The sequence below is a fragment of the Actinomyces sp. HMSC075C01 genome, from assembly GCF_001812965.1.
GTDB lineage: Bacteria > Actinomycetota > Actinomycetes > Actinomycetales > Actinomycetaceae > Actinomyces > Actinomyces acetigenes.
On record NZ_KV811003.1, the window covers coordinates 6,447 to 19,572 of the forward strand.

Sequence of the window (13,126 nt, forward strand, 5' to 3'; positions counted from 1 at the left end):
GGGAGCTGCTAGACAACCGTCACGAGAGACCTCGCAACGACTTTGTTTGGCACCTGGTTCCGGAAGGTGAGAGTCGCTTGCGACGATTGCTGTCTGGGACAGTGACGTTTCCCTTCCATTGCCCGTAGGCTCATGCCATGAGTTCTACCTCCATGCCGGACCCTGACGAATTTCGGGACGACTCTGCCGAGCGTCCTCAGGCCTGCGGGCCGCGGCGGCGCACCGTCAGCCAGGGCCCGGCCGCCGGCCACGAGGTGCTCAGCAATCCTGCCTCGGCCCGCATCTCCCGGGTGGCGGGCCTGTCGCGCCGCAACGCGCGGACCAAGCACCGGCGCTTCCTCGTCGAAGGCCCCCAGGGTGTGCGCGAGGCCGTCCGGCACGCCCCCGGCCGCGTGCTCGACGTCTACCTCACCGAGGCGGCCCTCGAGCGCCACAGCGAAATCTGGGACGAGGCCGTGGCCGCCGGGCTCTACGTGCACGTCACCACCCAGCAGGTCATGGACGCCATGAGCCCCGACGCCCAGGGCCTCCTGGCCGTCGTGGCTACTGAGGAGGCCACCGGCTCCGAGGCGCTGACCGCCGCCCTGGAAGGGGCCAGGCTCGTCGCCGTCCTCACCCAGGCCCAGGACCCCGGCAACGCCGGCACCATCATCCGGGCCGCCGACGCCGCCGGAGCCGACGCCGTCGTCCTCGTACGCGGCAGCGTGGACCCCACCGCACCGAAGGTCGTGCGCTCCACCGCCGGAAGCCTCTTCCACCTGCCTGTGGTCACCGGCGTCGCCCTCGACGACGCAGTCACCGCCCTCCACAACGCCGGACTCACCGTCCTCGCCGCCGACGGACGCGGGGACTTCGACCTCTTCGAGGCCAAGTCCCTCCTGGAGGCGCCCAGTGCCTGGCTGCTCGGCAACGAGGCCCACGGCCTGCCCTCAGAGGCGCTGAGCCGAGCCGACGCCGTCGTCTCCATCCCCATCTACGGCAAGGCGGAGTCCCTCAACGTCGCCGCGGCCGCGGCCGTCTGCCTCTACGCCAGCGCCCGGGCACAGGCCCAGAACTCTAGCCGCAGCTGACTCACAGCAGCTCGCAGATCGCTTCGGCGGCCCGGCCCGGTCCGTCGAGTCTCTCCATGAGCGTGGCCATTCGCCGGGCGCGCGAACGCATGCCGTCGTCGGCCAGGGCCTGGCGCACCAGCTCCGCCCAGTCGGTCCTGCGGGCCTCCCTGCGCGACACGAGCCTGGCCGAGCCGAAGGCCACACAACGCTGCACGTTGAATCGCTGCTCGAGCTGCAACGGAATCCCGATGAAGGGCCACCCCTGGGCGCAGCTGGTCTGCACCGTTCCCTCCCCGCCGTGAGTGATGGCCAGGTCGACGGCGCCGCCCAGCGCGTGGGTCGGGAGCCAGTCAGTGACGTGGACATTGCGCGGAAGAGTCTCCAGGTCCTCCTCGCGAAGGTGGGTGCGCACCGGAGCCAGCACCTGGCAGTCCGCCCGGCTCAGGCCTGCCAGCACGGCAAGGACGAGGTCACGGTTCCCCGATGAGCCCATGGTGAAGTACACCAGGGGCTGGGGGCCGGCGGCCAGGTCGGTCAGGAACTCGGGGAGCTCCCCGGGCAGACGGGCGTAGACCGGCCCCACCACCCGGTGCCCCTGCGGCATCCTCAGCCACCCAGGCAGCAGATGCGGGGCAGTGGTGATGAGATTGAGATCGGCGGTGAGCCCGTTGAGCACCCCCTGGGGCAGCGAGACACCATTGGCCCTGGCCACAGAATGGAAGGAACAAGGCAGGGGGAGCCGCGTCCCGAGCGCATGGAGCGCATGGGCGGCCATGTTGTCGGCCAGGCACGCCTCCAGGCAGGTGCGGGGCAGGAAGCCGGTGGCCCCGGTGGTGCGCGCCGCCTCCAGGTGCGCCAGGGAGTAGGCGAAGGGCCGTACGAAAACCAGCGGCACGCACTCCGCCCGTGCAGAAATAAACTGGCTGGGAGTTACTCCGATGACAACGGCGTCCGGGCGCAGGGAGCGCAGCAGCACGCGCTCACTTGTCACCCGCTGGGCCAGCATCTTCGCCGTGAACGGGTGATGCAGGCTGCGGCCCTGGTCGAAGTTCAGAGCCAGCCGTCCCTCCTCCTCACTGAGGTAGGGGGTCAGCAGACGGAACTCGAAGCCCGCGGCCCTGATGTACTCGGTGTTGCGTCGCGAGAAGCCGGCAAAGACGCACTCAACGTGCGAAGGCATCCGGCGGGCCACCTCGATCGCCCGGGTCACCTCGGCGAAGTTGAATGTCTCCGGAGCGAAGAGGACACGCGACGTCCTGCGGCGTACAGCCACCACATCTCCAGTGGTGCCTTGAGGCATGATCGGCTCTCCTTCTGAGAGCGAGGGGTGCCACAGTGCGGGGAGCCCTCATCGTCGTTCTATTGTACGTCTTGTACAACCGGGGGAGAGGTTAGCACGTTCGCGCCTATGCGAACGCCTTTTTTACGACAGGTTCAAAATGTTGGAAAAAAGGGTGTGCGCGGCCCCAGGGGAGCGCTGAGTCTCAGTGCGGCTCGACGCCCACCCCCTCAGCGGTCGCTCACTGGTTCGTGGGCGGTGGCCGGTGTCGCGGCCGGCTTGGAGGTGTGTTCGGCGCCCTGCCGAGCCTGAGACACCAGGCTTCGCAGCGTCTGGGCGGACATGTTCGTGATGGTCTCCTGACTGATCTCGGGGTGATCAAGCCAGGCCAGGCACAGGGTGATCATCGTGCTGATCCACACCTCGGCGGCGAACATGGCGCGCTCGTCGGGCTCGGCGATGCCCATGAGCATGAGGACGAGGCGTTCGTAACGCTCGAAGCTGGTGGCCAGCGCGGCCGCGATCTCAGGGTCCTGGTCAAGGCCTCCGGTGTGAAGCGCTCGAAGGCTGTCTGGCCTGGCCTTCACGTAGCCCGCGAAGGTGGAAATCGCCCCTTCCAGGGTCAGTGCCGTCTGCTGCTCGACCAGGCCGTGAAGATGAAGGATCTCGTACTCCACGATGGCGCGGGCGAAGGCCATCTTGGAGGGGAAGTAGTGGTAGAAGAGCGTGCGTGAGACGCCGGCCCGCTTAATGATCTCGTTGACGTGAGTGCGGTCCAGTGTTCCTTCCGCGAACAGCTCGACGCCGACTCTCACCAACTCCTCCCGACGCTGCTCGGGCTGGAGGCGGCGGCGCGGATCGGTGGTATTCGCTGGACTCATGCAGATGAGACTACGACCGCATGGTCGGCATACACGGTTAGGTGCTCTGCATGGCGTGTGAGCATCGTCCCAGGATCCGAGACGCTCTGAGACGGTTGACGCTCCGGTTGGAGACGGTGCTACCCTTCCTGACGAGAGGTTGGAACTCTCTTAAATGTGTAGGCTGACACGAGCCAAGGAGGAATGCAGTGCGCATGCGGATGTGTTGCTGTTGCTGTCGATGAGACAGATGACGCTCCCACACCCATGTTGAGACGAGGTACTCGTGACCGCATCCGCACCCTCTCCTGACCAGACCGCCGCAGACCAGAACGATGACGTCCTGGTGCGGATCAGCCACGTCACCAAGTATTACGGCCGTTTCAAGGCTCTCGACGACGTCTCCCTCGACATCCACCGTGGCGAGGTCGTAGCGGTCATCGGCGCCTCCGGATCGGGCAAGTCGACCCTGTGCCGCACCGTTAACCGCCTCGAGCCGATCCAGGAAGGGCGGATCGAGATCGACGGGATCCCGCTGCCTCAGGAGGGCCGGGCTCTGGCTCAGCTGCGCGCCGAGGTGGGGATGGTCTTCCAGTCCTTCAACCTCTTCCCGCACCGCACGGTCCTGGACAACATCACCCTGGCGCCCATCAAGGTACGCGGCATCCCCCGAGACCGCGCCGAGGAACGGGCCCGTGAGCTGCTGGCCCGAGTCGGTCTGGAGGACCAGGCTGCAAAGCGCCCCTCCCAGCTCTCTGGAGGCCAGCAGCAGCGCGTCGCCATCGCCCGCGCGCTGGCCATGGACCCCAAGCTCATGCTCTTCGATGAGCCCACCAGCGCCCTGGACCCCGAGATGATTAACGAGGTTCTCGACGTCATCAAGGACCTGGCGGCCTCGGGCATGACCATGCTCGTCGTCACCCACGAGATGGGCTTCGCCCGCTCGGTCGCCGACCGGGTCGTCTTCATGGACGGCGGCCAGATCGTCGAGTCCGGCCGACCTGCCGAGTTCTTCTCCTCCCCGCGCACCGAGCGTGCCCGCGACTTCCTCTCCAAGGTGCTCAGCCACTGAGCCCCGAACCGCATCCTCTCCCGAGTGCGGCGACCACCGCAGGCCCAGCGCCTGGGACGGCCCCTCCCCGTCCGAACGAAAGGAACACCATGACCACCCTCTCCCGCCGTGGACTGCTGGCCACGACCGGCGCCCTCTCCCTGGTAGGCGTCCTGGCCGCCTGCGCCGACACGGGCGCCGACGGTAAGGCCATCGCCTCGTCGACGGCCTCCGACGCCGACTACGACAAGGCAATCAACTCCGGTCCGGTGGCCGCCGCCGACGTCGTGGCCGCCTCCCCCTGGGCTGCCGCCGTGAAGCAGGCGGGCAAGCTCGTCACCGGCGGGATCAAGACCTCGGAGGTCTTCTCCTGGGAGGATGCCAAGACGAAGAAGGTGTCCGGCTTCGATGCGGCCATTGCCCAGGCGCTGGCCCGCTACATCATCGGCGGTGACGACGCTCGCTCCCTTCTTGAGATCCAGCCAGTCAAGGCCGATACGCGCGAGACAGTTCTGACCAACGGTACGGTCAAGGCCGTCATCGCCACCTACACGATCACCCCGGAGCGGGCCAAGAAGATCGACTTCGCCGGCCCGTACTACGCCTCCAGCCAGGCCATCCTGGTCAAGGCCGATAACAAGGACATCACCGGTGTCGATACCCTCACCGGGGACGTTGCGGTCCAGTCCAACTCCTCATCGGCCGCTGCGCTGAAGAAGTACGCCCCCAAGGCCACCGCCAAGCCCTTCGACACCCAGGCCAAGTGCGTCGCCGCCGTCGAGAGCGGGCAGGTCAAGGCCTATGTCGTGGACCAGTCCCTGCTCAAGAGCGAGGTCCTGTCCAATGACAAGGTCAAGATCGTCGGTGATACCTTCGCCGAGGACCCCTACGGCATCGGACTTCCCAAGGACTCCGGGGCGCAGGCCTTCGTCAACACCTTCCTCAAGACGATTGAGGACGACGGCACCTGGAAGAGGATCTGGGAGGCGACGATCGGCAAGTCCCTCGGTGGCACCGCCCCTCAGCCCCCGGCCCTCGGCTCGGTGCCCGGGTCCTCGGCCGGCGGCGACGCGACCGCGCAGAGCTCCTGAACGACCTCACTGCCTGTCAGGCTCGCTGCGTCCTCGGCCCGAGCGGATCGGCCGCCGGGCCGACGGCGTGGCAGCCGGCAGCATTCCCGTCATGGTGAAGACCCGCATCGTTCAAGGAGGCGACTGTGAGTGCCATTACCGACAATCTCCCTGCTATCGGTTGGGGGCTGCTGGTCACGCTGGTGATCTCCGTCCTGTCCTACCTGGGTGGGCTGCTCCTGGGGTCGCTCATGGCCATCTTCCGGGTCGGTCCCATCCCTCCACTGCGTACGCTGGGGGCGGCATGGGTGACAGTGGCCTGCAATATCCCCAATCTGTGCCTCATGGTGCTTGTTGGGCTGGCGCTGCCTCATGTCGGTATCACCATCCCACTGTTCTGGTCGGTGATCGTGGCGCTGGTCTTCTCCTCATCGGGATTCGTGTGTGAGACGGTCCGCAGCGGGATCAACTCGGTGCCCAAGGGACAGATCGAAGCCGCCCGTGCACTGGGCATGCCCTTCGGGCTCATCATTCGCGGCATCGTCCTGCCCCAGGCGCTGGCCCGCACGATCCAGCCACTGGTCAACATCTTCATCGCCTGCCTCATCGGCTCCTCGCTTGCCGCGGCTATCGGCGTCGTCGAGCTGACGGCCGTGACGCAGAGAATCAACCAGGAACGAGCCGAGGGAGTCATCACCTTCCTCACCTCCGGCCTTACCTATCTGGCCATCGCCTTCGCCGCCACCAAGCTCGGTGGGCTTCTTGAAAGACGCCTCGAGTTCATGGGGAAGGAACAGGCATGAGCGAAAAGGTCATGACGATGACAGAGCCACGCCCCGCCAAGCCGCGGGGCAAAGGCTCCGGGGCGGCGGATGCGGCACTGCTCTTCGATGAGCCCGGGCCGCGGGGGCGCATCCTGATCGCCATCGGATCAGTCGTCGCCGTCCTTGGAATCGCGGCGCTGGCGGCCGTGGTCCTCTACCGGCTGGACCTCGCGGGACAGCTCGACTATCCCAAGTGGCGCTACTTCCTGGGGCAGTCGGTCGTCAGTCAGCTCCTGGAGGCGGCCGGCACCACGTTGACCTTGGGGGGTGTTGCCGCGGTGCTCACCTTCCCTCTGGGAATCGCTTTGGGCTGGCTCCGCCTGCTGGACAACCGCCCCATCAGGTGGCTGGTCGGTCTGTGGATCGATGCCATGCGGGCGGTGCCGATGCTGCTGCTCGTCTACTTCTTCCTCCTGGTGGTTCCCCGCTTCGCCACGATCTCGGACTTCTGGAAGCTGGCACTGCCCATCGTCATGTGCACCTCGGCGACGACGGCGGAGGTCTTCCGCTCCGGTGTCCGGGCGCTGGACCGTGGCCAGACCGAGGCCGCTTGGGCACTGGGGATGACTCCATCGCTCACCATGCGCCTCATCCTGGCGCCACAGGCCCTGCGCCTCATGCTCCCAACCCTTGTCACGCAGATGGTGACCATCATCAAGGGGACGACGTTGGCATACGTGCTCGCCTACCCCGAGCTCATGTATCGCGGTTCCACCATGATCGGCCAGGCGAAGATCGATGCCCATTTGTCGGTCTTCTTCCAGACCTACGTCATCATCGCCGTGCTCTACATCATCGTGAACTGGTCCCTGGGGGCACTGGCCCGGTACATCGAGGCGCGTACTCGCTGAGGGAGGGCGACCTATTGAGGCTTATTCACAGCGCCTTTGACGGATGCTGTGAATAAGCCTCCTTCTCCTCAATGAGCAACTTCAAGGCTGCGGAGGAGGTATCGAGGTAGTAGACGCTCATTATTCCCCACGAAGATCGTCCAATACGGCTGGGGAGCTCATGTCTGCTGTGCGTTTTAGGGCCTTGAAGTCGACATGCGTCGCTTGACGGACCGCTCCTTGCTGCCTGAGGATGGAGAGCCGGTCCCGGGAAATAGGTGAGAGTATCGCGACGGGTTCACCATTGTTGGTGATCTCAAACGTTTGACCAGCCTGAACTTGGTGGAGGATCGCGGCGCTGTTGTTGCGCAGTTCCCGGTGTGTGATCGTCTGAATATACATCACCCCGTAGCAACGGTAGCGCCGCACTCCGTACTTGTTGTCACAGCGGCGTGAAGGAGTAAAGGCAGGAGCCTGTCCAAGGCCTGTTGATCGTCAGGGGAGAGGGCCGTGCGCAGGTCGGCGTCGAGTCTGCTGGTGACGTCGGTGGCGGCCTTCAGTAGCCTGCGCCCTTCGTCGGTGATCTCGATGGTTTGCACTCGACGGTCGTTCCGACTACGTGTCCTGCGCACGGCGCCGGTACTGGTGAGTTGGTCGACCAGTGTGACCACCAGGCTTGGGGCGACATGAAGTCGTGTGGCGATCTCCCGTTGGGAGGTCGCCACTCCGGCGTCGACGACGGCGAGCAGTCCCACTTGTTTGTGGGACAGGCCGACGTGCTCGAGGCGTCTCGAGAAGGACTGGGTGATCTGGCTGCCTGCAACGCCGAGCTGGAAGCATGTTGAGGACAGGATTGCGTGGCCATCTTCTCCGGTCATGAGAGAAACGGTACAGTACGGAATGATTCAGATGTGAACGATAAGGGGTGGTCCTCATGCCGTGGTGGCTTGCGCTGCTGAACTCGGCGCTGGGAATCATGTCAGCAGGCTTCGGTGTCGTTGCGGTGATCCGCCCGCAGACGCTCGACCCTTCCTGGGACGGCGAGTCCGGGGAGCGTTTCTATCCGGCTATGTACGCGGCCCGGAGCGTCCCGCTCGGAGTGCTGGTCGCTGCCGTCGTCTGGTTGGCTCCTGCTCGGCCGCTGACCTTGCTCGTCCTGGTCGCAGCGGCGGCCGCCCAGCTTGGAGACGCGCTGATCGGTGTCGTGCACCGTGTTCCGGGGATGGTGGTGTTCCCTCTTGCCGTTGCCCTCGTCCACCTGGTCAGCGCGGTATGTCTGCTCTGAGAGCAAAGCGAGATGGCGAGGTGGGAGAGGGCGGTCTCGTCGTCAGGCGGGCAGGTCGCGGCGGGTGTAGGCGACCAGGCCGATCATGACGCCGATGAGGCCAACCACGGTCTGGACGGCCAGAGGCTCCCAGTCGGGGGTTCCGACGACGTCGAGATGGTGTCCGAGCACGCTGAGGTCCTTGGCCCAGTCCTTGAGGCCGACGAGTCCACCGAAGAACTGGGCGAAAGCGCTCCAGGTGACGACCACCCAGGACAGTCCGGCCAGCCTCGGCGCCAGGCCCACCAGGGCCGCTGCGATCCCGATGGCCGCCACCATGCCGGGCAGCTGGCTCACCGTGAACACGAAGGAACGCGCCACGGCATGGTCGTCGGTGAGCTGAGTCGCCGTCGTCGCCGCAAGGACCGTCGCCGAGACCAGCAGCAAGATGATCGACTCGATGAGCGCGCACAGAACCTGGCAGAGGAGCACTCGGCCACGACTGACCCCGGCGGCGAGCTCGACCTCCACCAGGCCTGCGCGCTCCAGACCCGCCAGCCAGTTCATCCGTCGCACCGCCGCCACGGCCACGAGCAGTACTGTCACCACCGTCATGAGGGACATGAACTGCTCCACCGGGGATCCCACGGCCATCTTGTCGACATAGGACGCCGTCGGAGAACCGGGGGCCAGCAGGTCCTTGATGCTGCCAGAGACGGATCCGTACAGGAGTGCCAGCCCTGTCGAGGCCAGGGCCCAGCCGACGAGACCGTGCCACGACAGGCGCCCGAGCAGATCCACATGACCCCGCACCCGCCACCGGCGCCGAGACGAGCTGCGGTCGGGCAGGTAGCCGCCCAGGTACTCACGGCGCGCGGCGAGTACCACGGCGCCGAGCGCCACAGTGATGGCCACGGCACAGCACGCTGCGAGCACCGTGAACCGGTCATCGGTGTACGGGCGCACGAGGTCGCGCCACCCCAGGGGAGTCAGCCACCGGAGCCAGTCCGAGCCGTTGCCGTCGGAGATCTGGTCGGCGCTCACCCGCAGCACGAAGGCGAGTGCGAGCATCGTCATGGACAGGCCCCTGGCCTGGCCCGCCTGACGACCCAGCTGGGAGGCCACCGCCGCGATAGCCGAGAACACCCAGCCGGTCACGCAGATCGTCCCGGCCAGTGCCCAGGCCCCGCTGACCGTCAGCTCCTCGATGCTCCTGGTCTGCCAGGTCAGAATGCCTCCGACCCCCGCAGACAGGGCGCCGACCACCACCCACACCAGGGCCACCGGCACGAGAAGGGGAACTGACCTGCCCGCGCCCGTGGCACGCAGAACCTCGATGAGCCCCTCGTCCTCATCGGCCCGCAGGACCCGGCACGTCAGCAGAATCGCCATGAGTGCGGTGCACACGAGCAGGAGGGCCCCGGTCTCCCACTGCAGGAGCTGACCGAGCCGGCCGGGCAAGGGGACATAGCCGTAGAGGAGGCGCGTTCCCGGAGACTTGCGCATCTGCTCGATGAGCACCGTCCGAGTCTCCAACGAGGGGTAGAAACTCTCGTAGCTCGGCGCGGTGACACCGACTAACAGCCACAGGGGCACCAACCAGGCCGAGATCTGAAACCGGAATCGTCGAAGCAGAACCCTCAGGTAGGTGTCCCAGCCGGCCAGGGTGCCGCTCGCGCCGGAGCTGATGGCCACCACTGTCGCGCCCGCTGCTGTGTTCGATACGGCGTTCATCAGACCTCCTCGTAGTGACGCAGGAAGAGATCCTCCAGGCTGGCAGGCTCGCAGTTGACGTCCTGGATCCGGTGCTCGCCCGCGAGGCTCAGCACCGTTGGCACCTGCTCCGGCGGCACCTCAAGGCTCAGGCGGCCACCGTCCTCGACGACGTCGAGCCCCAGGGCTTCCAACGCCTGCCTGACGGGGCCGAGCTCGTCGGCCGCAGCGCCCAGCTCGATGCGGGTGCGCGACAAGCGCCGCAGGGTCCCCAGGTCACCGTGCTCGACGACCCGGCCGTTCTTGATGATCGTCACCGCACTGCACAGGCGCTGGACCTCGGCCAGGATGTGGCTGGAGAGCAGGACCGTGCGGCCCTCGCTGCAGGCTCTGGCGACCTCCTCGGTGAAGACCCGCTCCATGAGCGGATCCAGGCCACTGGTGGGCTCATCGAGTACCAGCAGGCTCGTGGGCGCGGCCAGGGCGGCCACCAGAGCCACCTTCTGCCGATTCCCCTTGGAGTAGGTCCGTATCCGTTTGCTGGGATCCAGGTCGAAGCGCTCCATGAGCTCAGCCTCCCGCTCGGCGTCGTGAGAGCCGCGCAGCCCGGCCAGGGCGTCGAGCACCTGTCCACCGGTCAGGGCCGGCCACAGCGCCACGTCACCGGGAACATAGGAGACCTGCCGGTTGATGAGCGCGGCCTGCTTCCACGGCTCGCGGCCCAGCACGCTCACGCTGCCGCCGTCGGGCCGGTAGAGCCCCAGCAGGACACGGATCGTGGTGGACTTACCCGCTCCGTTGGGGCCGAGGAAGCCGTGGACGCTGCCCGCCTCCACCGTCAGATCCAGGCCGTCAAGCGCCCTGAAGTGCCCGAAGCGCTTGACCAGACCGTGCACGCGCACGGGTCGCTCGCAGCCGGCTCCCAGGTCACGGACCGCAGGGGGAGGGGAGTCCGTGGTGGGCCCGTGCGCATCCGTACGGGACATCGCTGCTGACGTACTCGTTGCCTTCTTCACCTTGGCTCTCTTGACTCTCACAGCACTGGCTCCTCTCCCGCCGAGCGGCGGATCGTTGCGGCAAAGTCCGGATCGGCAAGCATGAGCTCCATGAGCTCAGCCACGAAGGCCTGCTGAGCCGGATACGGATAGCTGGACGTGGTCAGGACATGGGTCAGTCGCCACATGGCGCGCCCCAGAGCACCCGAGGGAAGGTCCGCCAGGACGGCCAGGGCGTGCTCCTTGTGGCGGCACGCCAGCCTCCAGCTGTCGTGCGCGAGCCGGTGCGCCTCAACGCGCCCCTCGACCTCGCTCAGCGTGGCCAGGCGGGTGAAGTCCATGATCTGCTGAGCGGACAGCTCTCGATCATCGTCATCCAGCGCCTCGATGAAGGGGACCACGCTGTCGGGCACCATGCCCAGCGAGGCGAGCACCACCATCATCTGACGCTCGGCCCCCAGCACTCGCACACTGCCGCCCAGGCGAGCGATCCGGGCCTCGATGTCGTCGTAGAAACGAGTCAGAGCGCTGGGAGCGGGGGACAGGCCCTCACCGCGCTCCACCCGGGCGATGAGCTCATCGACCCGGGAGGCCTGCTCGGCCAGGCTGCGCTGTTGCGCCTCAATCGTGCCCCGCGTGGCCCGCAGATCGCGCAGCACCGCCTCGCGACGAGAGTCCTGATCGGTGCCGATCGTGTCCGAGGCGAGCATCTCAGCCACCTGGGTCAACGACAGTCCGCCGTCGGCCAGCCACCGGATACGCAGCAGACGGGCCACGTGTTCGACGCCGTACTCGCGCCGCCCCCGCACCGTGGGCGGAATCTCCAACAGACCCAGGTGGTGGTAGTAGCGCACCGCCCTCGGCGTGGTACCGGCGATCCGGGCGAGCTCCTTGACGTGCATGAATCCATCTCAGCAGGTGACGTAACGTCACCGTCAAGTCCCAGGTGGCAGCAACCCGACCGGAGCGCATGACAGCGCATGACCAAGCGGGGCAACGGCCCCGCGCCACCCCGGTGACGGGACGATTCACACCCTCGCGACGGCGCGGACTACCCTTAAGGGCGGACAACCCCGGAGACACCTGGTGGAAGGCACCGCATATGACTGACGCTCCCGGCGCGCTCTCGCCCCTGGACGAGGCCGGCATCAACGCCGCCGTCGAGGAGGCCCTGGCCGCCTTCGCCGCAGCCGGCACCCTCGCCGAGCTCAAGGAGGCCCGCCTGGCCCACACCGGCGACGCCTCACCACTGACCCTGGCCAACCGGCTCATCGGCACCCTGGACAAGGCGGACAAGCCCACCGCCGGCAGGCTCCTGGGGGGCGCTCGCGGGCGCATCGCCAAGGCGCTGACCGCCAGGCAGGAGACGCTCGAGGCCGCCGCCGAGGAAGAGATGCTGCGCACCGAGGCGGTTGACGTCACCATCCCCACCTCGCGGACGCAGGCGGGTGCCCGTCACCCCCTCGACATCCTCATTGACGAGGTCTGCGACTTCTTCACCTCTATGGGCTGGTCCATCGCCGAGGGCCCGGAGGTCGAGCACGAGTGGTTCGACTTTGACGCCCTCAACTTCGACGCTGACCACCCCGCCCGGCAGATGCAGGACACCTTCTACGTCGACGGCGTCAGCGTCGGGGCCGCCGAGGGGCAGGCCGCCAACCTCGTGCTGCGCACCCACACCTCTCCGGTCCAGGCCCGCGTCATGCTCGATCAGCGGCCCCCGATCTACGTGGCCTGCCCCGGCAAGGTCTTCCGCTCCGACGAGCTCGACGCCACCCACACCCCCGTCTTCCACCAGGTCGAGGGCCTGGCCGTGGACAAGGGGCTGACGATGGCGCATCTCAAGGGCGTCCTGGACCACTTCGCCAAGGCCATGTTCGGCCCCGAGGCGCGCACCCGCCTGCGCCCCTCCTTCTTCCCCTTCACCGAGCCCAGCGCCGAGATGGACCTGTGGTTCCCGCAGAAGAAGGGCGGCGCCGGCTGGATCGAGTGGGGAGGCTGCGGCATGGTCAACCCCAACGTGCTCACCGCCTGCGGCATCGACCCCGAGGTCTACACGGGCTTCGCCTTCGGCATGGGCCTGGAGCGCACCCTCATGCTGCGCCACGGAATCGCCGACATGCATGACATCGTCGAGGGCGACATCCGCTTCTCCCAGCAGTTCGGCACCACTGGAAAGGGAAACTGA

14 protein-coding genes are annotated in these 13,126 nt (G+C 66.9%); 7 read left to right on the forward strand and 7 right to left on the reverse strand.

Annotation, left to right across the window (positions count from 1 at the left end; translation table 11 throughout):
- The first annotated feature begins 137 nt into the window (after positions 1-137).
- The gene (locus HMPREF2883_RS08000) at positions 138-1,070 is read left to right on the forward strand and encodes a TrmH family RNA methyltransferase (RefSeq protein WP_070660765.1); all 933 of its coding nucleotides are present in this window, start codon (positions 138-140) and stop codon (positions 1,068-1,070) included.
- Position 1,071: 1 nt separating this feature from the next.
- On the opposite strand, the gene HMPREF2883_RS08005 is transcribed toward HMPREF2883_RS08000, so the two are convergent.
- Both HMPREF2883_RS08005 and HMPREF2883_RS08010 read right to left on the reverse strand, forming a co-directional pair.
- A complete protein-coding gene (locus HMPREF2883_RS08005) occupies positions 1,072-2,352 on the reverse strand; it encodes a nucleotide disphospho-sugar-binding domain-containing protein (RefSeq protein WP_070660768.1) in 1,281 nt (426 codons plus the stop codon).
- 209 nt (positions 2,353-2,561) lie between these two features.
- Entirely contained in the window at positions 2,562-3,212 is a 651-nt protein-coding gene (locus tag HMPREF2883_RS08010; RefSeq protein ID WP_141759074.1) for a TetR/AcrR family transcriptional regulator, read from the reverse strand.
- 265 nt (positions 3,213-3,477) lie between these two features.
- Here HMPREF2883_RS08010 and HMPREF2883_RS08015 point away from each other — a divergent pair, with 265 nt between their 5' ends.
- The 4 genes from HMPREF2883_RS08015 to HMPREF2883_RS08030 all read left to right on the forward strand — a co-directional run bounded on the left by HMPREF2883_RS08015 (position 3,478) and on the right by HMPREF2883_RS08030 (position 6,987).
- The gene (locus tag HMPREF2883_RS08015; protein WP_070660775.1) at positions 3,478-4,263 is read left to right on the forward strand and encodes an amino acid ABC transporter ATP-binding protein; all 786 of its coding nucleotides are present in this window, start codon (positions 3,478-3,480) and stop codon (positions 4,261-4,263) included.
- Between the two features lie 89 nt (positions 4,264-4,352).
- Complete coding sequence (locus HMPREF2883_RS08020) at positions 4,353-5,333, forward strand: glutamate ABC transporter substrate-binding protein (RefSeq protein ID WP_070660780.1); 981 nt, start codon at positions 4,353-4,355, stop codon at positions 5,331-5,333.
- Between the two features lie 125 nt (positions 5,334-5,458).
- Positions 5,459-6,115, forward strand: a complete 657-nt coding sequence (locus tag HMPREF2883_RS08025) for an amino acid ABC transporter permease (RefSeq protein ID WP_070660783.1) — start codon at positions 5,459-5,461, stop codon at positions 6,113-6,115.
- Positions 6,112-6,987 (forward strand): amino acid ABC transporter permease, encoded by an 876-nt coding sequence (locus HMPREF2883_RS08030; protein ID WP_070660786.1) that lies wholly within the window; start codon positions 6,112-6,114, stop codon positions 6,985-6,987. Before HMPREF2883_RS08025 ends, HMPREF2883_RS08030 begins: the two co-directional genes overlap by 4 nt.
- Positions 6,988-7,107: 120 nt before the next feature.
- On the opposite strand, the gene HMPREF2883_RS15875 is transcribed toward HMPREF2883_RS08030, so the two are convergent.
- Both HMPREF2883_RS15875 and HMPREF2883_RS08040 read right to left on the reverse strand, forming a co-directional pair.
- Positions 7,108-7,368: a type II toxin-antitoxin system Phd/YefM family antitoxin gene (locus HMPREF2883_RS15875; RefSeq protein ID WP_218638369.1), complete on the reverse strand. Its 261-nt coding sequence runs from the start codon at positions 7,366-7,368 to the stop codon at positions 7,108-7,110.
- Positions 7,368-7,844, reverse strand: a complete 477-nt coding sequence (locus tag HMPREF2883_RS08040) for a MarR family winged helix-turn-helix transcriptional regulator (RefSeq protein ID WP_070660792.1) — start codon at positions 7,842-7,844, stop codon at positions 7,368-7,370. The genes HMPREF2883_RS15875 and HMPREF2883_RS08040 overlap by 1 nt, the downstream gene beginning before the upstream one ends.
- Before the next feature lie 47 nt (positions 7,845-7,891).
- Here HMPREF2883_RS08040 and HMPREF2883_RS08045 point away from each other — a divergent pair, with 47 nt between their 5' ends.
- Positions 7,892-8,251 (forward strand): hypothetical protein, encoded by a 360-nt coding sequence (locus tag HMPREF2883_RS08045; protein ID WP_176747178.1) that lies wholly within the window; start codon positions 7,892-7,894, stop codon positions 8,249-8,251.
- A 42-nt stretch (positions 8,252-8,293) separates the two neighbouring features.
- Here the strand turns inward: HMPREF2883_RS08045 and HMPREF2883_RS08050 are convergent, their stop codons facing one another.
- From HMPREF2883_RS08050 to HMPREF2883_RS08060, 3 genes are read right to left on the reverse strand one after another with little or no spacing between them, the layout of a single operon-like run.
- A complete protein-coding gene (locus tag HMPREF2883_RS08050) occupies positions 8,294-9,964 on the reverse strand; it encodes an ABC transporter permease (RefSeq protein WP_070660794.1) in 1,671 nt (556 codons plus the stop codon).
- A complete protein-coding gene (locus HMPREF2883_RS08055) occupies positions 9,964-10,980 on the reverse strand; it encodes an ABC transporter ATP-binding protein (RefSeq protein ID WP_081384524.1) in 1,017 nt (338 codons plus the stop codon). The genes HMPREF2883_RS08050 and HMPREF2883_RS08055 overlap by 1 nt, the downstream gene beginning before the upstream one ends.
- Positions 10,977-11,840, reverse strand: a complete 864-nt coding sequence (locus tag HMPREF2883_RS08060; RefSeq protein WP_070660801.1) for a MerR family transcriptional regulator — start codon at positions 11,838-11,840, stop codon at positions 10,977-10,979. The genes HMPREF2883_RS08055 and HMPREF2883_RS08060 overlap by 4 nt, the downstream gene beginning before the upstream one ends.
- A gap of 200 nt (positions 11,841-12,040) precedes the next feature.
- On the opposite strand from HMPREF2883_RS08060, the gene pheS reads away from it, so the two are divergent.
- Positions 12,041-13,126, forward strand: coding sequence for a phenylalanine--tRNA ligase subunit alpha (pheS, locus tag HMPREF2883_RS08065; RefSeq protein ID WP_070660804.1), 1,086 nt, complete (start codon positions 12,041-12,043; stop codon positions 13,124-13,126).

What these genes read in the sequence shown, in the direction of transcription:
- HMPREF2883_RS08020 (WP_070660780.1), top strand. Translation starts at nt 4,353, where the DNA reads ATGACCACCCTCTCCCGCCGTGGACTGCTGGCCACGACCGGCGCCCTC.
- HMPREF2883_RS08005 (WP_070660768.1), bottom strand. Translation starts at nt 2,352, where the DNA reads ATGCCTCAAGGCACCACTGGAGATGTGGTGGCTGTACGCCGCAGGACG.
- HMPREF2883_RS08050 (WP_070660794.1), bottom strand. Translation starts at nt 9,964, where the DNA reads ATGAACGCCGTATCGAACACAGCAGCGGGCGCGACAGTGGTGGCCATC.
- HMPREF2883_RS08040 (WP_070660792.1), bottom strand. Translation starts at nt 7,844, where the DNA reads ATGACCGGAGAAGATGGCCACGCAATCCTGTCCTCAACATGCTTCCAG.
- HMPREF2883_RS08030 (WP_070660786.1), top strand. Translation starts at nt 6,112, where the DNA reads ATGAGCGAAAAGGTCATGACGATGACAGAGCCACGCCCCGCCAAGCCG.
- HMPREF2883_RS15875 (WP_218638369.1), bottom strand. Translation starts at nt 7,368, where the DNA reads ATGTATATTCAGACGATCACACACCGGGAACTGCGCAACAACAGCGCC.
- pheS (WP_070660804.1), top strand. Translation starts at nt 12,041, where the DNA reads ATGACTGACGCTCCCGGCGCGCTCTCGCCCCTGGACGAGGCCGGCATC.
- HMPREF2883_RS08000 (WP_070660765.1), top strand. Translation starts at nt 138, where the DNA reads ATGAGTTCTACCTCCATGCCGGACCCTGACGAATTTCGGGACGACTCT.
- HMPREF2883_RS08060 (WP_070660801.1), bottom strand. Translation starts at nt 11,840, where the DNA reads ATGCACGTCAAGGAGCTCGCCCGGATCGCCGGTACCACGCCGAGGGCG.
- HMPREF2883_RS08010 (WP_141759074.1), bottom strand. Translation starts at nt 3,212, where the DNA reads ATGAGTCCAGCGAATACCACCGATCCGCGCCGCCGCCTCCAGCCCGAG.